Below are 19,360 nucleotides of genomic sequence, written 5' to 3'. Positions count from 1 at the left end.
AAATTGTGTCCTTCCGCAATCGGCCCAAACCGGTCATTCCGTGCCTTTCTTTGCCGCACAGACGATCTCGGAAATGAACGCGCTCTTCTCCGACGTATAACGATCACCGTCATACGGGAACTGCTCTGCAAGGCGGCATTTCAGAGCAGAGTATGCCAAGGCCACATCGTCGTGTCGGCGGAGGTAGTTTCGGAAAAGCATCCGCCTTTCGTGGGTCTCGTTTGAGGGCGGACAAAGGTAGACCCTTAACTGCGGCGATGGGCGTTTTGAGAGGAAGGCCCAAACATCGTCATCGTAGCGATTGCCACGAGGTTCGAAGCCAGCATCAATGAGAACCGCGCTTGCATCCGGAATGTCTCCGAGCCCCGATACAACGACATCCACGTCAACTATCGGCTTTGCGGACAATCTTGGCACTGCGGTGCTACCGATATGCTCGACTGCGATCACGCATCCGCCGAGCAGTTTTCTCAAAAAGGCTTCGGTCTCCGCGAAAACATCTGCCCATTTCGGGTCGTAGGGAACAATTTCAACCAAGGTCGGCATCATAGCATCCATGATCGAGGAAGACCGATCATTTTTTAACCTATCCAACCTGCGAATGTCTCCTCTTAGCGCGAAGCTGCCATGAGTTCGCAGGCAAGGACCGGCGGCGCGCACCTGCCTGGCCTCTCTGGCTCCCGGTGCCCAAAGGCCCGAAAATCTCCCGGAATCGCCGGAATCCAAAAATGAGGACGCCGGAAGTGGCCTTCTAAGCTCGTCCGAACGCCGCCGACGTATCCCAACCTACCCGGAATCGGCGTCGAATCCTTCGTCCGGGCGTCGCGACGCCCGTCCGGGTTTGCCTCGAATCCAGCCGGCGCGCATGCTGATCAGGGATTGGAGGCGTCGGCATGAGCAAGGATTCGGCAGAGAAAAAGCGGCGGCGTCGAACTTGCGCCGACCACATGCGGCTCGAACTCGCTCGACGTCGGGAGCGCCGGAGCGATCCGGCGGGCAAGGTGATGCTCCAGCTTCTGGCCCTGCTCTCCGTCGTGCTCGCCCTTGCGCCGCCGGTCCCGGCTCCGGCGTTCGACCTTCCCCGGCTCCGCCCTCGACGATCGCCATGGGACCCGCCGGCTGGCTACCCCAATGGGCGCGAAGCATGGGCCAGAGAGCGCGGGCTCGATCCAGAGCCGGGGCGGGCGTCTCTCCCGACCGCGACGCCGCGCCTGCGGCCGATGCCAAGGCCTTGGAAACGGCTGGTGAAGGACCTCGACAGTCGCTTGGGCCGACGTCGCGAGCAAGCGCGGGATACATTGCTGCAGCGCGTCCCGGACGAGGCGCAGGCATGGCTCCGGGGGCTGATCGCATCTGAGGATCGGACGGCACTCCGCATGCTGGGGATCGGTGCTGACCGGACAACGCTGCGGGAACGCGCGCTCGTGGGGGCACGGGTCGCGCCGACGTTCGAAGATGAGCCGACGCCCGCCGTCGATGTCGACGCCGCGCCGGTCCCCGGAAGGAAGTAGGAGGAGAACGACATGGAAATGGAACTTCACGCCGACGCCGGGGCGCTGCTCTCTCATCTGACAGACGACCAGCGGCGGCGTCTCGACGCGCTCGACGCCGCGTACATCGACCTGATGTCGAGCGGCATCCCAGATAGGGCCGACGTCGAGGCATTGGCCGAGGCCATCATCACCTTCCACGACGAAGTCGCGAAATCGGGCGTCGGACCCGAAAACAGGGCCTGATGGCCCCGTTCTCCAATTCGAAGGCGTTTAAACGGCCCGTACAGCGCGTCCGATGAGCCGGGTGGTATCTTTACCCACCGGAATCCGGGACGCTATCGCTGTCCCCGGCTGGCCGCTTCGTTGATCGCCGTCAGCATTCCCGAGGCGACGGTGGTCACCCAGTCTTCCGCGCGCTGGATTCGGCGGCCGGCAATGCGCTCGGCAGCATGCCACGCCGACGCCTCTGCGGCGCGCTTCGCATCCGCGAGCGTCGACGCCTCACCTTGCGCCAGCGTCTCGCTGGTATCGCCATCCATGACTTCCCATGAATGGGCGAACCCGTCGCCGCGCCGGACGATCAGTAGCTCGAACCGGGCTTCCGCTTCGTCCTCGTCGGCGATCACACCGTTGCGGACGGCGACAAGCTCTGTCGTCATTCCGAGGGCCGACGTCTCGCTTCCGGTGAAGACGCCCGCGTCCGGCTCCCAAGGGAACCGAGTCTCGTAGATGTATTGCAACTGCATGTCCTTCTCCTTCACGCTGCCAGCTTGTCGAGTACCCGAACGCCCATTCGCTGGACGTCGCGAGCGATGGTCTTCCCTGTGCCCGGAATGCGGGACCGGCGGGCGATCCGCTCGACGCCTGTCTTGCGGCTCCTGATGGTGATCGTCGCGAGGTAGAAGAGGACACCCACGGCGTCTCGGTGCGTTGTCTCCTTCACCAGAACGTCGAACGTGAGGCCTCGGACTGTTGTCGTCGTCGTTTCCATGAAAATCTCAATAAACCATTGTTTTACAAGGCGTTTATAGCAGATTCGCAAGATGGAGCCCAGGACGAAACCGGTCTTGTAATGAAGAATGCCGGTAGATCTAACAGGGATCTAACGACGCGAGCCCGGCGTCTCGATGTGCGGCATCTCTCCCCGGCTCCGGGTACGACGGTAGGCGGGGGTTGACTGTCAGCGCGGCGGCATAGGCTCTTGTTCCGCCTTGGCCAGAATGGGCATGGCGGTGCCCGAAGGGCATAAGAGCCGCCGCGCTGACAGTCACTGAGCGAGAAGGTTCCGCGACTATTTTTTCCCCAGTCCGCTTGCGGATCGGATCGAGACACGTGGCTCGATCCGAAGGATAGGAAAAAATCGTCGTGGAAAAGAGCGAGGCTACCCGCGCCGGATCACGATGCAGCGGCCCCCGGTTCCATGTATGGGGTGAGGTCGAGACCATCGGGGAGCGGCAGGCTGCGCAGCACTTCAAGCTCTTGCTGCGCGAGATGCTTCAGGCCGTAGCGTTTCGAGACCGTGGCGAGTGCATGTCCCGTCTGAAGATCGTGGGTCCTCTCGTCCACGCGGGCCATTCGCATGATGTCCTTGGCAGTGTGCCGGCTCGAATGGAACACCTTCTCCATATGCTTATGGATGCCGACGTCTTCCAGCATGCGGTTCATCCGCTTGCTTGCCGCATCGGCAGGGTCTTTGACTCTGCGTTTTCCGTAGTAGAAAGCAGCAGGGAACAGCCATTCATCGCCTCGGCGGGACTGCGCATACTTTATGAAGCCCACCTTCTCGAAGGTCTCGTGAAGGGCGATCAGGCGCCGCGAAGGCTTGTTCTTGGTCTTGCGTTTCAGCGTTCCGCCGCCCTCGGCGATGAGCTCTGTGCGAAGGTCGAGCACCCAGCACTCCAAGCCGCCGTCGTCCTTCATCCGATATATGTCTTTCCCTTGAAGGAAAATGAGCTCCGCGATACGGGCTCCAGTGATGGTTCCGAGCAGGGGGAGCCACTTCATGTCTGGCCGCTCTTCCTTGGCCGCATGCGCGAACCAGAGGTTCAGTTCCGGGACATCGAACGGCACACGTTCGACAGACGGTGTCGCGTCTGCGGAGATTCGAATCTCGACGTCGGTCAGTGGCGACCGAAAGCTGTGTTGAGCCCCGACGTCGCGGAACAAGACCCGTAGCGGAGAGAGATAGTTGTCCTCGATCGACTTCACCGAGAGGGTCGGCAGGCGCTGGTCGTCGGGGAGGCGGTCGTTATAGTCCGCCGCATCCTGTCGAGACTTGTTCTTGAGATGCGGAATCTTCGAGTAGTTCCCCGGCACCCGGACAAGCAGGTTCATGAAACGCTGGATGTCGAAGTAGGAGTACTTGTTCGCAGGCTTGTCGCCCGCGAACGCGATGAAATCCAGAATGCGATTCCGGTCGGTACTAACCTTCTTCGGATCGATACCGAGGCCGTTGCGGACGCCTATCCAGTCTTCCAACGCCTCCGACAGGAGAGGTCGAAGGGGCCCTCCGTCGAGCGACATCTGGACGGCCTGGGACAGCGACGTCATCTGCTCTTGCAGACGGGCCAAGGCGTCCTCGACGCCGCCCTGCTCCTTTCGGGGCAGGCTGCGCACCTTTGCCTCCAGCGCCTCCATTCCATCGGCGACGGCGCCCAGATGTTGGCCGATCGGCACGACGGTCGCCAGCACCTCGTTCTGACCCGTCAGGCGGGCGTTCTCGGTCTCCACAGCCAGCAGCCGCTCGGAGTTCGTCCGGTACTCCGCGAACTGGTCTGCCATCTCGGCAAGCTGGCCCTGTAGTTCCGATATGAGGGCGTCGCGAAGGTCTGCTTTCGACATGGCATTCATCTCCTGTGATCTCGCGGCGATGAATAGGCGCTCGGCGTGACCGGACAGTAAACGAACGATGCGTCTGGCGGACATGGCCGAGATCATCCCCAGCGGGATTCGGATCGGGGTTCGCCCGAGTCGGGCATGGAGATCAGCAGGGACGGCGATCTGGAAACGGACGCCGGATTTTCGATAGGTGAGATACATGATTCGCCGGGTATTTCCGTGGGTAGGAACATCCCAAAAACGGCGAATTTCGCTTTAAAATCAAGTATTTACCAGTGGCGGAGAGGGTGGGATTCGAACCCACGATACGGTTGCCCGTATGCCGCATTTCGAGTGCGGTGCTTTCGACCTCTCAGCCACCTCTCCGCGTGATTTGGTCGACGCATTGCTGCGCGGGGTGGAGACAATGGAGATAGAGAGTTACGTGGGGATGTGCCGCTAACGCGGCTCAATCATCTTCATCCGTTGCGACGATTCTCCAAACCACGCCCCTGTCTGAATCATCATTCTTTTGCAGAGACGCTACACGTGACATTGTCGAGCCGGGTCGGCTTCTCTCTTGCTTCGCAATACAGGCTTTCATAAGGGCCTCTTCAAGAGACCCAACCGGATTCTTATCACCGCCTTCAAACCCCAAAAGTTCGAGAATGAGCGAGGCATCTAGTTTGGAGCTGAGGCGCTTTAGGACCAGCTTAAGAGACGAAGCCCAAGAGCTGTTTGGAGACGAGTGGCGCTCAAAAGCGCACGCGGCTTCCAGTGCCGCATCTCGCCTAGAAGAAGCCAAGTAGTTGAAAACACGAAACTCTGAGAAACGGGTCTCGTCTTCATCAGAATCATCAAGTTGTCGCTTGAGAATGTATCTGTCGTTCGCGTCTAGACGATCGCCGAATTGTTTTGCTTCGAGTATGAAGTATCCATCGCCAATATCGTCTGCATTTGAGAAATATGTTTTCACTACAATGTTAGGCTCAATAATTGAGCTCCTTAAAACACTCCTCATTCTTGAATCCGGCGACAATACACAAGACCAAATGTATTTATCGCGCTCAAAACTGGATATATCAGGATACGCGGCAAAAAACCAACGGAGATTCCTCAAAGATTGAACTGTTGCACATCTATCGTCCGATTCTAGATCCTTCGTCCAGCTGATATAATTCTTTATTGAGCGAGCTGTTTGCTCTGACGCAAGCTCGTCGACCATGAAAGGCGTCACCATCGTGTCTACGTCAACAGCCTCAAGAATAACTTCTGCGAAATGAGTCAGCGCGAACCGCTCTCCATGCTTGGTGCGAAGGAGGTTATCCTTATATAGATCTCGGACCATGCTCCTCATCAATATTTCATCGAGTGAAAAATTCTCCAATATATCCCGCAGCGTAGATGGTCCGCTTTGATAAAGCCAGCAAAGCAGAGTAAATATATTCTCGTCGTGGAACACAGAAGTGCGGTATTTTTTTAGGGAATCAACTACTTTCATCAACGCCTCCCTGAAAGATACATTAATTCTTGGAGGCGTCGAACTTGATCTAATGCCTTGTCAATAATGCAACCAGGAAGGTCAGATGCACTGTAAACCTCTATTTTACAGGAAGCGCTTGTCTGTGTTGCCATAAGTGACTGCGGCGAATAACCATTAACGTGAGCCTGGTCAACAAAGGCTATTAGTTTATGCGCTATACCCTGAAGACGAGCAAAATCATGTATCTCACCCACAGCCCCGAAAGAACTAGGCATCGAGAATATAATGTCATAGGCCTCAGCTTGAGCAACTTGCTGGGCTAAATTGCTCAAGGGTGATGCTGGGTCGAACAGATCTTCGCTGAAGTCCGCAAGGTGGCCACGCTGAGAAAGTGAGTCCCGAAGCTGGACGCGTATTTCAGCCATTGGACTACCTGACGTAGGGCTCGGCCCCCAAACTAAGACTGCGATTGGAACGCGCTCAATACGCGCCAGTGCTTCTTGGCGCTTCGCTTCGATAGCTCGCTTAAACTGATCAGAAACTATTGGTTTCATGCACTCTGCCCTGCCCACCTATGGCAGTTATCATCCAAGACGATGAATATGTGAATGGCAAAAAAACGTGCTTACCCCTGGAAATGAGAACATCAAAGATCTGCCCATCGATCTATATCGACTAAAGGCGAACAGAAAGGCCACGGTCGCTAGAAATAGCCCGAGTGCGACGTCTTCGACATAGCTGACGCCGACAGCTCATGACTGGCAAATCTCAAAGCCAACGGGCCCACCGTATCCTTTCTCTAAACTAAACAGTTTGATATCGCTCAAGATTCACCTCGGATGTGACCGCAGATTGTGCTCAAATTTCTATTCGCTTTGCAGCCTTTGTCCAGATAATTTGCCGGTGCGCGGCGATTTGGTAGGATCGGCCTGCGGCTGAGTGAGGGATGAGCATAAATGACGACGTTGAGCCTGGCGCAGCTAGAGGCCCACCTCTGGCGGGCGGCGGATATCCTGCGGGGATCGATCGATTCCGGCGATTACAAGCACTACATTTTCGGCCTTCTGTTCTTCAAGCGCCTCTCGGATGTCTGGGAGGAAGAGTATGAGGAGCGACTGGCTCGCTATCATGATGCCGATCTGGCAGCTGATCCGGATGAACACCGTTTCGATATTCCCAAGGGCCATTTCTGGAAGGATGTGCGCAAGCATACGACTGATATCGGCACGCATCTGAACGCCGCATTCCGCGCCATTGAAGACGCGAACATGAAGCTGCGCGGCGTCTTCCAGGATGTCGATTTCAACAACAAGGAGCGCTTTCCGGATGCCATGCTGGAAAAGCTGCTGCAGCACTTCGAGACCCACCGGTTGCGGAATTCCGATGTTGAGCCGGATGTGCTGGGCCAGGCCTATGAATATCTGATCGCGCAGTTTGCCGATGATGCCGGCAAGAAGGGCGGCGAGTTCTACACGCCGAAAATGGTCGTGCGGCTGATCGTCGAATGCCTGAAACCGGAAGAAGGCATGTCGATCTATGACCCGACCTGCGGCTCGGGCGGCATGCTCTTGGAAGCTGTGCATCATCTGGAACGGCAGGGCAAGAACCCGAAAAGCCTTTCGCTGTTCGGCCAGGAGCGCAACCTCAACACCTGGGCCATCTGCCAGATGAACCTGTTCCTGCATGATATCGACGATGCGCAGGTGGCGCGCGGCGATACCCTGCTGGAGCCGAAACATCTGACGGGTGATAGCGTGAAGGCCATCCGCACCTTTGACCGGGTGCTGGCCAACCCGCCGTTTTCGCTCAAAAGCTGGGGCCATGATGTCTGGTCTAAGGGGGATGCCTATGGCCGCGACCGCTATGGCTGCCCGCCGAAATCCTATGGCGACCTTGCCTTCGTGCAGCATATGGTGGCGAGCCTGAAGGAAGATGGCGTGTGCGGCGTCGTGTTGCCGCATGGCGTGCTGTTTCGCGGTGGTGCCGAGGGCAGGATCCGCGAGGGGCTGATCAGGGATGATCTGATCGAGGCCGTCATCGGCCTGGCACCCAACCTATTTTACGGCGCTGGCATTCCGGCCTGTATCCTGATCCTTAGGAAGAAAAAGCCGGCCGAGCGGCAGGGCAAGACGCTGTTCATCCATGCGGCCGACGAATTCATCGCCGGCAAGAAGCAGAATCTGCTGACGACGGAGCACCTCGGCCATGTCGTAGAGTGCCTGAACCGCTTTCAAGCCAGCGAGCAGTTCTCTTATGTCGCGGACTATGCGGAAATCGAGGGCAACAATTTCAGCCTCAACATTCCGCAATACGTGGATTTGGGGAGCGATGAGGACACGGCAGACATCGCGACGGATTATGCCAAACTGCTCGATCTGCGCGCCGAGCGGAACGATGCAGAAGCTGTGTTGGACATGCACCTGCGAGAGCTTGGCTATGGCGCGTAGCTCTCTGTTTCCGCCAAGTGTTCAACCAGGCAAGCCGATCCTTCCGCTCTGCCCACCAGGGTGGACGACTGTGACTTTCGGCGATGTTCTCGAGATTGTAGAGCGACCGATCGATCTCATCGACAATGTGAAATATCAACTTGTAACGGCGAAGCGTTCGCGTGGTGGCGTGGTGGCACGCAGCCGCTTGATGGGTCGCGAAGTCCTCACAAAAACGCAATTCCAAATCGCGCGAGATGATTTTCTGATGTCGAACCGTCAGATAATCCACGGAGGCTGCGGGATCGTTCCCCCGGCGCTCGACGGCGCTGTCGTGTCGAACGAGTATTCGGTGCTCAGACCGAAGTCGAGGCTCTTGCTCGAATTTCTGGGCTACTTCAGTCACTCGATCTACTTTCAGCAGACATGCTTCCATGCAAGCGTCGGCGTCGATGTGGAGAAGATGATCTTTGATTGCGAGCGCTGGCTAGATTTCAAGATCCATCTCCCCCCACTCCATGAACAACGCCGCATTGCGGAAATCCTATCCAGCGTCGATGAGGCCATCGCGGCAACGCGGGCTGTGATCGAGCAGACCAGAAAGGTCAAGCGGGGCGTGCTGGAAAGCCTCCTCGCCAACGGCATCGGACACACGCGCTTCAAGCAGACAGCCATCGGGGAGATACCGGAGGGGTGGGAAGTTGCCGCACTTGGAGAATTATCCGAGTTCGTCACCAGTGGATCTCGTGGGTGGGCAGCATACTACTCTGACAACGGTGATCTATTCCTTCGTATAGCCAACCTGACACGTTCCAGCATTCGAATGCGCCTTGATGAAGTCCAAAAGGTCTCACTGCCTCAGGGTTCTACTGAAGGTGCCCGGACCCGAGTTGGTGTTGGTGACATACTTATTTCAATCACAGCCGATCTCGGCATCATCGGCCACGTATTTGAGAAGTTTGAACACCAAGCATACGTGAACCAGCATATCGCCCTCGTCCGACCCCTTGCGGGGCAGGTTAGTTCTGCTTTCTTAGCCTATGCGTTGTCAGGACCGGTCTCGCAGAGAAAATTCCAGCACCTGAACGATGCGGGGGCTAAGGCGGGACTGAATCTGCCTACTATTCGACGTTTCTCGGTTCCTTTGCCACCTTTGGACGAGCAGCGGCGAATAGTCGAAAGCCTGTCATCGATTGACGACTCTATCGACAAAGAGGAGAAACAATTGAGGGCGCAGATTGCACTCAAATCCTCCCTGATGTCCGACCTCCTCACTGGCCGCAAGCGCGTCACCGACGCTTTGCCCCTGGCAGCAGAGTAAGCGCCCCATGAGCCACGGTCCCGAATGGCATTTTGCCGAGCGCCCCACAATCGAACATCTCAAGGCCATGGGCTATGGTTTCGTGGTGCCGGCGGAGCACGCGACCCTGCGCGAAGGCGAGAACCAGGTTCTGTTTCGCCCGCAGCTGATCGAGGCGCTGATGCGCATCAACGGGGTCGACCGCGCCTCTGCCGAGGCCGCCTATGGAGAACTTGCGGCAATCAGCGACAACGAGGCCTGGCTGAAGGTGCTGCGCGGGGATTATGCCCGCAAGGTGGCCGGCCAGGAAACGCGGCAGACGCTGCGGGTGATCGATTTTCTCGACCCCGACAACAACCTGTTTTCCGTGACGCATCAGCTCAGGGTAAAGGCGGAGAACACGCGAAAGCCGGATGTCGTGGTTTATGTGAACGGCATTCCGCTGGTCGTCATCGAGGCGAAGAGCCCGCTGAACGTGAAGGACAAGACCGGCGAGGCCTTCGAGCAGATCCGGCAATATGAGCAGGACATTCCGCGCCTGTTCTTTTCCAATGTCTTCAACATCGTCACCGATGGCGCGCTGGTGCTCTATGGCGCAACCGGCTCCGGCTCGAAATACTATGCCGAGTGGCGCGATCCCTGGCCGAAGCTGGAGGCTGATTTTCCCGATCCGCTCGCCAAAGGCCTCTGGTGCCTGCTGGAGCCCAGCCGCCTGCTCGACCTGATCGCTCATTACGTCGTGTTCGAAAAAACCGAGACAGGCACGATTAAGAAGATCTGCCGCTACCAGCAGTTCCGCGCCGTCAACCGCATCGTTGACCGCGTCATTGAGGGCAAGCACCGGCAGGGGCTGATCTGGCACACCCAGGGCAGCGGCAAATCGCTGACCATGGTGTTTGCCGCGCTGAAGCTGAAGACGCACCGGACCATTCAATCTGACGCGCTGACCAATCCGAACATTCTGGTGCTGACCGACCGGGTGGATCTGCACGGCCAGATCAGCGGCACCTTTGTCGCCTGCGGCCTGCCGAACCCGACGGCGATTGAAAGCATTCGAGATCTGCACGCGTTGATCCGCAGCGGCAAGGACGGGCACACGGCGCTTTCCACCATCTTCAAGTTCCAGGGCTCGAAGGAGGCGATTGCCAATTCGGAAAACTGGATCGTGATGGTGGACGAGGCGCACCGCACCCAGGAAAAGGATCTCGGCGCATACTTGCGCGCGACGCTGCCGAACGCCCGCTTCTTCGGCTTTACCGGCACGCCGGTGAAGAAGGACGACAAGGACACCTACCGAAACTTCGGCGTGCCCGGCGAAGGCTATCTCGACAAATACGGCATCGACGACGCCGTGGCCGACGGCGCGACCGTGCCGATCTACTATACCGGGCGCAAGACCGACTGGCATATCGACGAGGCGAAGATCGACATTCTGTTCGACACCTGGTTTACCGAGCTGGACGACGACAAGCTCAACGAGATCAAGAAGCGCGGGGTGCAGATCGAGGATCTGATCAAGCATCCGCGCCGCATCGAACTGATCGCCTACGACATCTGGTCGCATTTCAAGCAATACGCCCGCCCCGATGGTTTCAAGGCCCAGATCGTCGCCATCGATCGCGAGGCGGTGATCCTCTACAAGCAGGCGCTGACCAAGGTGATTGCCGAGGATCTGAAGGCCGAAGGCATGGAGCCCGCCGAGGCGCTGGCCCGCGCCGACGCCATGTCGGCATGCGTCTACTCGATCAATCAGGAAGACAGCAAGCCGAGCGAGGACGCCCACAGACAAGCGATCCGCACCGAGCTCAAGGCGCACTACCTGGATGCCGAAACGGAAAAGCTGGCGAAGAAGGCTTTTGGTCGTAAGAGTGATGATCCGCAGTTCCTGATAGTCTGCGACAAGCTCTTGACAGGCTTCGACTGCCCGATCGAAAGCGTCATGTATCTCGACAAGCCGCTGAAGGAGCACGGGTTGTTGCAGGCGATTGCCCGCACCAATCGTGTTTCCGACGCGAAGAAGCGCAACGGGTTGATTGTCGATTACATCGGCGTTTCCGGCCACCTGGAGGAAGCGCTCTCCTCCTATCGCGCCGATGACGTGAAGAACGCCATGCGCGACCTGGACGATCTGCGCAACCAGCTACGGGCAGCCTACTCTGCCGTCGCGGCATTGATGAAGCTGCTGAAACGCAAGGCGAGCGACAAGGACGCGCTGAAGGCGGAATATGACGCCTTCGTGAAGCTGCTCGGCACCGAGGACAAGTGGTTCGACTTCAAAGCCAAGGCCCGTAGCTTCATCGCGCTCTATGAAACGCTGAGCCCGGACCCTAGTGTTCTGGAGTTCACGGCCGATCTCAAATGGGTGGCGAACTTCCTACTCTATGGCACCCAGCACTTTGAGAAGCGCCAGGCCTTCGACCAGATGAACTACAGCGAAAAGATCCGCGAGATGCTGGAGAAGCATCTGGAGGCAACGGGTCTCAGCGTCACCGTCAAGCTGCGCCACATCACCGATCCGGAGTTCTGGGAGGATTTCGATCCTGAGGGCAAGACCGAGGAAGACCTGATGACCGCGGCGATCCGCAAGACGACGGAACTGCGCAAGACCGTCACCGAGCGGATCGACGACAGCCCGCACCAATACGGCAAGTTTTCCGAGCGCCTTCGCCAGTTGCTGGAAAAGCTGGAAAGCGCGCAGCTCTCATGGAGCGAGAAGCTGAAGGCAGCCGAAGAGCTTGCGAAGGACATTACGGCTGAGGACACCGCGCATGTCGAAGCAGGTCTTTCGCCCGGCGCCTATGGAATCCTGCAGATCCTCAACGGCTTCACCTCTGGACCAGAAGGCGAGGATCTGGCCATCCGGCTGGAGGGTCTCTACACCGATCCGGTGACCGCTCCCAACGGCTGGTGGGAGAAGGACGGGCTTCGCAAGAGCCTGCGCCAGCGGGTGCGTTCCATGGCGCATCTGGCGGGCCTGACCCAGCTCAGGGAAATCCCGGAAGAAGTCGAGGCCTACGCGCTCAAGCATTTCGCGGGGCAGTGACATGGCAGTCTATCGCATCGGCAGCCAGGAGATCGAATACACCCTGCGGCGCTCGCCCAGGGCCCGCAAGGCGAGCCTCAGCGTCACGCCGAAATCCTTCGAACTCCTGGTGCCTGACAACGCCACCGACGAACAGATCAGCGCCGTGCTGGACCGTAGGCGAGGCTGGATCATCGAGACTGTGCAGCATATGGCGCAACGTGCCAAAGCGCAGGCACGCGTCTATCAGTTCGTGACCGGCGCAAAGATTCCCTATCGTGGCCGGATGGCAAAGCTTACGATCGAGCCCTTCGATGGCTCCCTCATCGAGATCAGCTTCCGCAACGGCTTCCAGATCCGCAAGCCCTCCGACCTCGCGCCGGAGTCATCCGATTCCATCATTGAAAGCGCTCTCCGTCTCTGGCTGAAGCGCCGCGTGCGCGACGACGCCAACGACTTCGTCCGTAAGCATGGCGAGCGCCACGGATTGAAGCCCCGTGGCGTGCAGATCAAGGACCAGAAGCACATGTGGGGCAGCTGCGGCCAGGACCGGCAGATCAACCTCAACTGGCACCTGATCTTCGCGCCAAAGCCGGTGCTGGAATACGCCGTCGTCCACGAAATGTGCCACCTGAAGCACCGTAACCACGAGCCGGAGTTCTGGGACCTCGTGGGGCGCGTGCTGCCGGAATGGCAGGAGCGCAAGGCCTGGCTCGACAAGAACGAGCATATGCTGGGGTGGGAGAAGGTCAAAATCTCGGTCTAACGATGTGCTCCAAGCATCCTTGTAGACTGGTTAAATTTCAGTTGAATCGCAAAAGTATTAGGCTAACTTTAGCGTGTAAACTTGGCCAATCGATGAATTGGGGGCTCGTGATGTCCGAATTTTTCATCAAGATTCTTACAAGCACTGTTACATGGATAGTTACCGGTGTTGTTGGACCTATAATTATTGCAGCGATTCCCAGACTGAGACGCTGGTTGCTAGATCCCTCTCACCCCGTTCGGATCGCGTTCTTTGCAGGTGTCTTCACTTCTATTGTTGCGTCGTCACTGCTTTGGTCGGTGATACGACAGGATCTTGACAATATATCCCGGACGAATACCCAAATGCAGGAGTTGCGAGTCCAGCTCGCTAGCTATCCTGACGGCCCGCCGACGGTCGGGAATGTATCGGGTGGCGGCGATGCCAAGCCCCCCACAGAATGTCCAACCGGATATTATGCAACTGGTATAAATTGGTGGGGCTCGCCTGGGTCAACAAAATACTGCATTGGGTGTCTCAGTGGAATTCAGGTCATTTGCCGCAAAATCAGAACGGAGTGAATCATACCTTCACGTATTATGGAGAGGCGGGACACAGTCTTCGAACTAATGGAATACCATGCAAACCCCAGGTTTCAGAAGCGGAGCATGGCTTTTGACACAGGGGCGCTCACTGGCTGGCTCCCAGCTGTTGATCGATGTCGGACAGCGGAAAGCGGGCGACGCGCGCCGGTGAGTCATCTTATCAATTTTGTCATGCTAGCCGGTCTGGACGCTACGCAGAACACGAGCCAGTGTTTTCGGATGAACCTGATACCTTGCAGCGACCTCGGTTATCGGCTCCTGGTCAATCTCGATTGCTAGCCGAGCGGCATCGGTCTGCTCCGGCGTCATCGAGCGCCGACGTCCGAGGCGAGATCCTCTAGCTCTGGCAGCTGCCATCCCCGCTTTGGTGCGCTCGCTGATACGACGGCACCGGATGGTTCGCAACAGGCGTCCGTTTTCAACAGGGCAAAAAGCAGATTTAAGTGACAAAAAGATATAGACGGCAGCGCAGCAGGGTAAGCAGATGAACATCGGAAACATAAACCTATTGGGGATCGATGTCGGCTTTTCGCAGTCTCGTCCCACCACCGGGATAGCCTGGACTGCCGACGGCACCTTCGGCGTGGCAAAGACCCATACAGATTGGGAACGGCGGCGCCTGCACTTGCCCCCCTCGACCAATTTCTCGGTCATTGCGATTGATGGGCCTTTGGTGCCCGAGGGGTCGCCTGATTTGCTTGTTCGGACCTGCGAACAGCTGCTGGCACGCGGCACATTTCAGAAACGCTGCAAGCCCGGCTCCAGTCATTTTGGCACTGGACTTCAGTTGAAGCGTGCGGCACACGAAACCGCGAAGCAGGTCAGGCATTTGACGTCGGCACCAGCTTTCTCGAATGCCGTCTTCCTAGATGCGGCGATCGTCGAAGCATTTCCAAATGCATTTCTGGGCGTCCTCCTCTCCGATCAGACCTTTGCAGCAGATAAAATTAAGCGCGGCAAAAAGTTTGACTGGATGTATGAGCACACAGTTAAGGCTGGCAAGTTCGGTGAATTACTCGCTTTCATTGGCTGGGACGCACCCGACTTGCTTAATCTGATCGAAGTTGAGCGGGACCACGAGAAACGCGCCGCATACCTTTGTCTCCTCACTGCAGCCTGTGCAACAGTGGATAAGGCAGAGGTAGTGGGTGACGTCTCGACCGGATGGATCTGGCTACCTCCAGCAGAACTGTGGGCACCATGGGCACGCGACGCGCTTAAAAGGAACCGATTGGCTCTGGTGTAGCTGCCTTTGTCTCAAGGATAGTCACTGGCTGACTTGACGGTCGGAAACCTTGCTTCGTCAATGTCGACGTGCCGAATGCGCCGGCGTGTTCCTCTAGATGATTTACCCAAAGTGATTGACCGCATAGAAGGACAACTAGAAGCTATCGGGCAGGACTATGAGGTCCGACAAGGAATGACAAAACATGCCAACTGAACCGCGCTCGCCGCGTCTCGCCGTCCTGATCGACGCAGACAACACATCTGCCAAGATCGTTGATGGCCTGTTCGAAGAGATTGCAAAGATCGGAGAGGCAAGCGTCCGTCGCATCTACGGAGACTTTGCCAGCACGCGATCGAAAGGCTGGATTGAGGTTCTCGCCCGCCACGCGATCATTCCCCAGCAACAATTCGCTTATACGACAGGCAAGAACGCCTCGGACATCACGTTGGTTATCGATGCCATGGATCTGCTTCACAGCGGGCGCTTCGATGGCTTCTGTCTGGTCTCATCGGACAGTGACTTCACACGGCTTGCATCCCGTATCCGCGAGCAGGGTGTCGACGTGTTCGGCTTCGGCGAGCAGAAGACACCGGAGAGTTTCCGGCAGGCATGCCGTAGATTTATCTACACCGAAAATCTTCTACCAACGCCCGCGTCTAGCAATTCAGACATCTCGGATGCCTCGAAATCACTCCAGCCTCCGAGCGCCGCAGTTCCAGTTCTGAGGAAAGTCATCGTTCAAATGGACAGCGAAGACGGGTGGGTGCCTCTCGGCGCTTTGGGCACTCAGCTAGCCAATCTATCCTCCGATTTTGATCCTCGCACATACGGCTTCCGCAAGCTCAGCGACCTGGTGCGGAAGACAGGCGTGTTCGAACTTGACCATGGAGAGGGGAAGACGTTGCGCGTCCGAATCAAGCCCTCTGATCGAAAGAAAGCTGAGAGCTGAGGGCGAAGCATGCGCCAGTGACTCACAGGCGGTCCCTGGCTGGCTCCGAGCTATAGAACGATGTTGCGCAGCGTAAAACGTGCGGTTCGCGCCTGTGACTCGCTCTGGCGCTATTGTGGTGCCGACACTAGAGACACCGTGAGGACTGGTTGTAGTCTGACGTGGTTGCAGCAATAGAGCAGTGGTTGTCTGCAAATGCTTCAATCTAGATTGGGCTATTTTCGCGAATACGAAAATTGATTAAGTCTCGGCCAGGATCTCGCATGCTCGGACGAGCGTAGCTACTTGCGTTCGAAATGCTGCACTGCTGCTGCCGGGAAAGATGACGAGGTCGAGGTCACTCAGATCTCCGCCGGGGGCGGCGGTCAGCTTGATCGGGAAACCCTGAAGCCAAGAGCGCGCTACATCTTCTGCTCGACCGGTAATGTCTATGTTGAGATCCAGAAGATGCAACCTGCGCGAAGCACTCATGCGAGTGGCCAGATCTGGGAATGCTCCCGTCTGCGAAATCAACTTGCTATCGACCTCAATGTGTTGATCGTCAGTGATAGAAGGCCAGGGATCGAGATCGTCGGCAGTGTCAATGCTCATGATCTGGCGACCACTGTCCTGACAGGTTATCCAAACTCGAGGCGTGCGCGCGAAGTCACGCTCTTTCTGATCTTTGTCACTGAGCTCGGCTCTCAGCATGACATTCAAGCCGTCGAACTTCGTTTCTGCGGTCTCCTCGTCAAGGAAGAGATAGACCGATGAGTGCTCTGAGAACGCCGAAGTCAGAGGGATCGAGACGAGAGCAACGACGGTCAGCACTTTGATGATTTTCACGTGGCGTTCCGAAGATTTTCGGCCGACAAAAGGGAACCTTTATCCCATAGCTCGCGACTAGAACTCCTTCGGAGCGTAAGCCATTGTTTCCGTTCGGCTCGCGTGGAAGGCGCACAAGAAACCCATCGTCGGACAAAAAGGTTCCTTTTAGTCAATGGCTTAGCGGGTAGAATGACGACCGTTGAGGAGTAGAACAGAAGGTTGTTGTGAACAAAATTGGCTATGCCCGCGTCTCGACGAACGAGCAGCATCTGGACCTGCAGCTGAAAGCGCTGGAGGCCAGTGGCTGCCATCGCACGTTCACGGATCAAGGCATCTCAGGCTCTACCTTCGATCGGCCTGGATTAGCAGAAGCCTTGAACATGGTTCAAGCAGGCGACATGCTGGTCGTGTGGCGCCTCGACAGACTTGGCCGGTCGCTGATCGACCTGATCGGCGCAATCAACGATCTTGGAAAGAGGGATGTCGAGTTCCGTTCTCTCAACGAGGCTATAGATACGTCCACCTCCGGCGGTCGACTAACATTCCATATCATGGCAGCCATGGCTGAATTTGAGCGCGCCATCATCAGCGAGCGCACAAAAGCAGGGATGTCAGCAGCGCGGTCTAGGGGGAGCTTCATCGGCAGGCCGCCGGCGCTCACGCCAGAGCAGATAATTGAAGCCCGAGAAGCCATGACTGTTGGCAAGGTTTCGGTCGACGATCTTGCCGAGAAATACAAGGTGCATCCCCGCACTCTCGTGCGGGGACTAAAGCAGGGCTTACTGCTCCCTTGCGATACAGTTGTCTGAACGGTCCGGAAGCGACCACCGGTATGAGGTCGCCCTCACGCGGATCCTGGGCTTAAGCGGCATAGGGTTGGGGTTATCGATCCTCCCCAGCATATCGAGAAAATCCAATTCCTGCTGGCGATACTTCTCGACGAGTGCGGCCATCCGAGCCTTCAGGTCATCACTCAGCATCGGCTGAGCTCCTTCCAGGGATTTCGACAGACCACTGTGCAGAGGGCCGGGTGATACGAAGCGCCTTCGCGACCCACATCCCCTGGGGCCGGACCGGCCGACCGTGCTGTCCCATCACCGAATGGTCAATGTGATAAGCAGCTGCACGAGCAGCTGCACCCCAAGTTCCTCCTAAGCGCTCCCACGCCTCGAACTCATGACCGCAGACATCGCGCATGTGTGAGCTGAACTGCCTGACATATCCGGTGTCGTCATCCCACAGGTGGCTGCAAAGAATCTTGACCGACACGATCCGATCGTTAATCCGCTCCGCGGCCGTATGTCCGCTTCCAAGATAGCGATCGAGGAAGGTAAGGAACTGCATCCTGTTCGTCTGTTCCACATCATTCATTGGGCATTCTCCTTGTTTTGCCAACTAACAATTCCATTGTAGCGAGGCTGAATGTGGAGATGCACAAGTCATGAGCGAGACAGAGGACTGGATGCCGCTAGAAGGATGAGCTATCTGACGGTCCTTAATTAATACGAATTCTGCAAGTGGATTTTTAGCATGCACTTCGCCTTCTTATTCGCGTTCGTGGCGAAAACTCCAGCGTCTAAAAACGAGGCGTTAAAAATTCGAGCCATATACGAACAGATCAATATCATTAGAGTATTCAGCGCTAGGAATGGCATTTCGAGCCCCAAGTTTATGGCTGGCGTTACCACCTATCGGCGGGCATCATTCACCGACGACCCAGTATTCCATGAAGCCACAGTGCTTGCCGAAAGCGCAGGGCAACAGGTGATTGTCTCTGACATTCACGCCTTGCTCCGCGCCACAGATCCATCCAAAATTCTCCGCGTTTTAGGCCGGCTGGATGAGATAGGCGGAAGGCTGCTCGATTGCATGACCGGTAAGAGCTGGGACCAGTTTAACGATCAGGATCGTCTGCGCGTCATGCAGGAGGCATCAGCACGTAAAGCGCTCGCCCAACTCAAGAAGCCCAGCAGGCATCAAGACGAATATGACAGGACTCCGAATTCATCAAAAGGAGCTGACGCCAATCGGAAACGGGCAAATCAAGAAGCCGCTCGATTGAGGCCGATTATATCGTCTCTTGAAAGCTCACTGCCAGCCGGCAGCAAACTGACGCCTTCAAGGGTGATGCACCATCTCAATGAAATTGGCGAGAAGCCTCGCCGGGCGGACGCTTGGTCAATTAATGCCGTAAAACATCTATTGGCGCGCCTTGCGCCACCGGAATGAGAGCAGACGTGAAAACATCTATACATTTAGAGTTTTCACTTTGATGAGATCTTCGTTGCCAGAAGGATGAGTGTCCGGGTAGGGGAAGAGGAGGTTTCGTCGTCTATTATTTATATTTGTAATATATATATATAATAGACGACAGACGGACGGGAATAGGAACACCTCCGGCAACGGTTTTTGTCACCCGCGCTCACCGGCGAGCATGAGCAATCCGACGCCCAACTAGATGTTCGTCAACGCGGAGCCAGCCCTG

At 57.0% G+C, this 19,360-nt stretch carries 18 protein-coding genes and 1 tRNA gene; 10 read left to right on the top strand and 9 right to left on the bottom strand.

What is annotated here, in order from left to right; all coding sequences use genetic code 11:
• Positions 1-33 precede the first annotated feature (33 nt).
• A complete protein-coding gene (locus tag ACQQ2Q_RS18030) occupies positions 34-660 on the bottom strand; it encodes a GrpB family protein (RefSeq protein WP_428188508.1) in 627 nt (208 codons plus the stop codon).
• A 233-nt stretch (positions 661-893) separates the two neighbouring features.
• On the opposite strand from ACQQ2Q_RS18030, the gene ACQQ2Q_RS18025 reads away from it, so the two are divergent.
• Together ACQQ2Q_RS18025 and ACQQ2Q_RS18020 are read left to right on the top strand one after the other, a co-directional pair.
• Entirely contained in the window at positions 894-1,511 is a 618-nt protein-coding gene (locus tag ACQQ2Q_RS18025) for a hypothetical protein (RefSeq protein ID WP_428188507.1), read from the top strand.
• Between the two features lie 12 nt (positions 1,512-1,523).
• Positions 1,524-1,736 carry a hypothetical protein gene (locus ACQQ2Q_RS18020; protein WP_428188506.1) on the top strand — a complete coding sequence of 71 codons (213 nt, stop codon included), beginning with the start codon at positions 1,524-1,526 and terminating at the stop codon, positions 1,734-1,736.
• Between the two features lie 92 nt (positions 1,737-1,828).
• On the opposite strand, the gene ACQQ2Q_RS18015 is transcribed toward ACQQ2Q_RS18020, so the two are convergent.
• The 6 genes from ACQQ2Q_RS18015 to ACQQ2Q_RS17990 form a co-directional block, all read right to left on the bottom strand.
• Entirely contained in the window at positions 1,829-2,239 is a 411-nt protein-coding gene (locus ACQQ2Q_RS18015) for a hypothetical protein (protein WP_428188505.1), read from the bottom strand.
• A gap of 11 nt (positions 2,240-2,250) precedes the next feature.
• The gene (locus ACQQ2Q_RS18010; RefSeq protein WP_428188504.1) at positions 2,251-2,484 is read right to left on the bottom strand and encodes a hypothetical protein; all 234 of its coding nucleotides are present in this window, start codon (positions 2,482-2,484) and stop codon (positions 2,251-2,253) included.
• Between the two features lie 404 nt (positions 2,485-2,888).
• Positions 2,889-4,532 (bottom strand): hypothetical protein, encoded by a 1,644-nt coding sequence (locus tag ACQQ2Q_RS18005; RefSeq protein ID WP_428188503.1) that lies wholly within the window; start codon positions 4,530-4,532, stop codon positions 2,889-2,891.
• Positions 4,533-4,607: 75 nt separating this feature from the next.
• Positions 4,608-4,697 (bottom strand) — tRNA-Ser (locus ACQQ2Q_RS18000).
• Positions 4,698-4,779: 82 nt separating this feature from the next.
• Complete coding sequence (locus ACQQ2Q_RS17995; protein WP_428188502.1) at positions 4,780-5,811, bottom strand: hypothetical protein; 1,032 nt, start codon at positions 5,809-5,811, stop codon at positions 4,780-4,782.
• A complete protein-coding gene (locus ACQQ2Q_RS17990; RefSeq protein ID WP_428188501.1) occupies positions 5,811-6,347 on the bottom strand; it encodes a hypothetical protein in 537 nt (178 codons plus the stop codon). Before ACQQ2Q_RS17990 ends, ACQQ2Q_RS17995 begins: the two co-directional genes overlap by 1 nt.
• A gap of 402 nt (positions 6,348-6,749) precedes the next feature.
• On the opposite strand from ACQQ2Q_RS17990, the gene ACQQ2Q_RS17985 reads away from it, so the two are divergent.
• From ACQQ2Q_RS17985 to ACQQ2Q_RS17960, 6 genes are all read left to right on the top strand, one after another.
• Positions 6,750-8,240 (top strand): type I restriction-modification system subunit M, encoded by a 1,491-nt coding sequence (locus ACQQ2Q_RS17985; RefSeq protein WP_428188500.1) that lies wholly within the window; start codon positions 6,750-6,752, stop codon positions 8,238-8,240.
• Positions 8,241-8,310: 70 nt separating this feature from the next.
• Positions 8,311-9,540, top strand: a complete 1,230-nt coding sequence (locus ACQQ2Q_RS17980) for a restriction endonuclease subunit S (RefSeq protein WP_428188499.1) — start codon at positions 8,311-8,313, stop codon at positions 9,538-9,540.
• A gap of 7 nt (positions 9,541-9,547) precedes the next feature.
• Positions 9,548-12,562 (top strand): type I restriction endonuclease subunit R, encoded by a 3,015-nt coding sequence (locus ACQQ2Q_RS17975; protein ID WP_428188498.1) that lies wholly within the window; start codon positions 9,548-9,550, stop codon positions 12,560-12,562.
• 1 nt (position 12,563) lies between these two features.
• Positions 12,564-13,307: a M48 family metallopeptidase gene (locus tag ACQQ2Q_RS17970; RefSeq protein ID WP_428188497.1), complete on the top strand. Its 744-nt coding sequence runs from the start codon at positions 12,564-12,566 to the stop codon at positions 13,305-13,307.
• A gap of 1,068 nt (positions 13,308-14,375) precedes the next feature.
• Positions 14,376-15,137, top strand: coding sequence for a DUF429 domain-containing protein (locus tag ACQQ2Q_RS17965; RefSeq protein ID WP_428188496.1), 762 nt, complete (start codon positions 14,376-14,378; stop codon positions 15,135-15,137).
• A gap of 184 nt (positions 15,138-15,321) precedes the next feature.
• Positions 15,322-16,068: an NYN domain-containing protein gene (locus ACQQ2Q_RS17960; RefSeq protein WP_428188495.1), complete on the top strand. Its 747-nt coding sequence runs from the start codon at positions 15,322-15,324 to the stop codon at positions 16,066-16,068.
• Positions 16,069-16,308: 240 nt separating this feature from the next.
• Here the strand turns inward: ACQQ2Q_RS17960 and ACQQ2Q_RS17955 are convergent, their stop codons facing one another.
• A complete protein-coding gene (locus ACQQ2Q_RS17955; RefSeq protein ID WP_428188494.1) occupies positions 16,309-16,893 on the bottom strand; it encodes a hypothetical protein in 585 nt (194 codons plus the stop codon).
• A gap of 206 nt (positions 16,894-17,099) precedes the next feature.
• Between ACQQ2Q_RS17955 and ACQQ2Q_RS17950 the strand changes: the two genes are divergently transcribed.
• A complete protein-coding gene (locus ACQQ2Q_RS17950; RefSeq protein ID WP_428188493.1) occupies positions 17,100-17,684 on the top strand; it encodes a recombinase family protein in 585 nt (194 codons plus the stop codon).
• Between the two features lie 160 nt (positions 17,685-17,844).
• Here ACQQ2Q_RS17950 and ACQQ2Q_RS17945 read toward each other — a convergent pair whose 3' ends face one another.
• Complete coding sequence (locus tag ACQQ2Q_RS17945; protein WP_428188492.1) at positions 17,845-18,246, bottom strand: hypothetical protein; 402 nt, start codon at positions 18,244-18,246, stop codon at positions 17,845-17,847.
• Positions 18,247-18,405: 159 nt separating this feature from the next.
• On the opposite strand from ACQQ2Q_RS17945, the gene ACQQ2Q_RS17940 reads away from it, so the two are divergent.
• A complete protein-coding gene (locus tag ACQQ2Q_RS17940) occupies positions 18,406-19,104 on the top strand; it encodes a hypothetical protein (RefSeq protein WP_428188491.1) in 699 nt (232 codons plus the stop codon).
• Positions 19,105-19,360: the final 256 nt, after the last annotated feature.

It is taken from the genome of Agrobacterium sp. ES01, assembly GCF_050320885.1.
In the GTDB taxonomy this organism is placed as follows: Bacteria; Pseudomonadota; Alphaproteobacteria; order Rhizobiales; family Rhizobiaceae; genus Allorhizobium.
Note: the sequence above shows the minus strand (reverse complement) of the source record. Positions and strands in the feature narration are given on the sequence as shown.

Bases quoted from the DNA above. Each gene is read 5' to 3' on its own strand.
- ACQQ2Q_RS17945 (WP_428188492.1), bottom strand. From the start codon at position 18,246: ATGAATGATGTGGAACAGACGAACAGGATGCAGTTCCTTACCTTCCTC.
- ACQQ2Q_RS17985 (WP_428188500.1), top strand. From the start codon at position 6,750: ATGACGACGTTGAGCCTGGCGCAGCTAGAGGCCCACCTCTGGCGGGCG.
- ACQQ2Q_RS18015 (WP_428188505.1), bottom strand. From the start codon at position 2,239: ATGCAGTTGCAATACATCTACGAGACTCGGTTCCCTTGGGAGCCGGAC.
- ACQQ2Q_RS17990 (WP_428188501.1), bottom strand. From the start codon at position 6,347: ATGAAACCAATAGTTTCTGATCAGTTTAAGCGAGCTATCGAAGCGAAG.
- ACQQ2Q_RS18010 (WP_428188504.1), bottom strand. From the start codon at position 2,484: ATGGAAACGACGACGACAACAGTCCGAGGCCTCACGTTCGACGTTCTG.
- ACQQ2Q_RS18020 (WP_428188506.1), top strand. From the start codon at position 1,524: ATGGAAATGGAACTTCACGCCGACGCCGGGGCGCTGCTCTCTCATCTG.
- ACQQ2Q_RS17940 (WP_428188491.1), top strand. From the start codon at position 18,406: ATGCACTTCGCCTTCTTATTCGCGTTCGTGGCGAAAACTCCAGCGTCT.
- ACQQ2Q_RS18025 (WP_428188507.1), top strand. From the start codon at position 894: ATGAGCAAGGATTCGGCAGAGAAAAAGCGGCGGCGTCGAACTTGCGCC.
- ACQQ2Q_RS17995 (WP_428188502.1), bottom strand. From the start codon at position 5,811: ATGAAAGTAGTTGATTCCCTAAAAAAATACCGCACTTCTGTGTTCCAC.
- ACQQ2Q_RS17960 (WP_428188495.1), top strand. From the start codon at position 15,322: ATGCCAACTGAACCGCGCTCGCCGCGTCTCGCCGTCCTGATCGACGCA.
- ACQQ2Q_RS17970 (WP_428188497.1), top strand. From the start codon at position 12,564: ATGGCAGTCTATCGCATCGGCAGCCAGGAGATCGAATACACCCTGCGG.
- ACQQ2Q_RS17965 (WP_428188496.1), top strand. From the start codon at position 14,376: ATGAACATCGGAAACATAAACCTATTGGGGATCGATGTCGGCTTTTCG.
- ACQQ2Q_RS17975 (WP_428188498.1), top strand. From the start codon at position 9,548: ATGAGCCACGGTCCCGAATGGCATTTTGCCGAGCGCCCCACAATCGAA.
- ACQQ2Q_RS18005 (WP_428188503.1), bottom strand. From the start codon at position 4,532: ATGTATCTCACCTATCGAAAATCCGGCGTCCGTTTCCAGATCGCCGTC.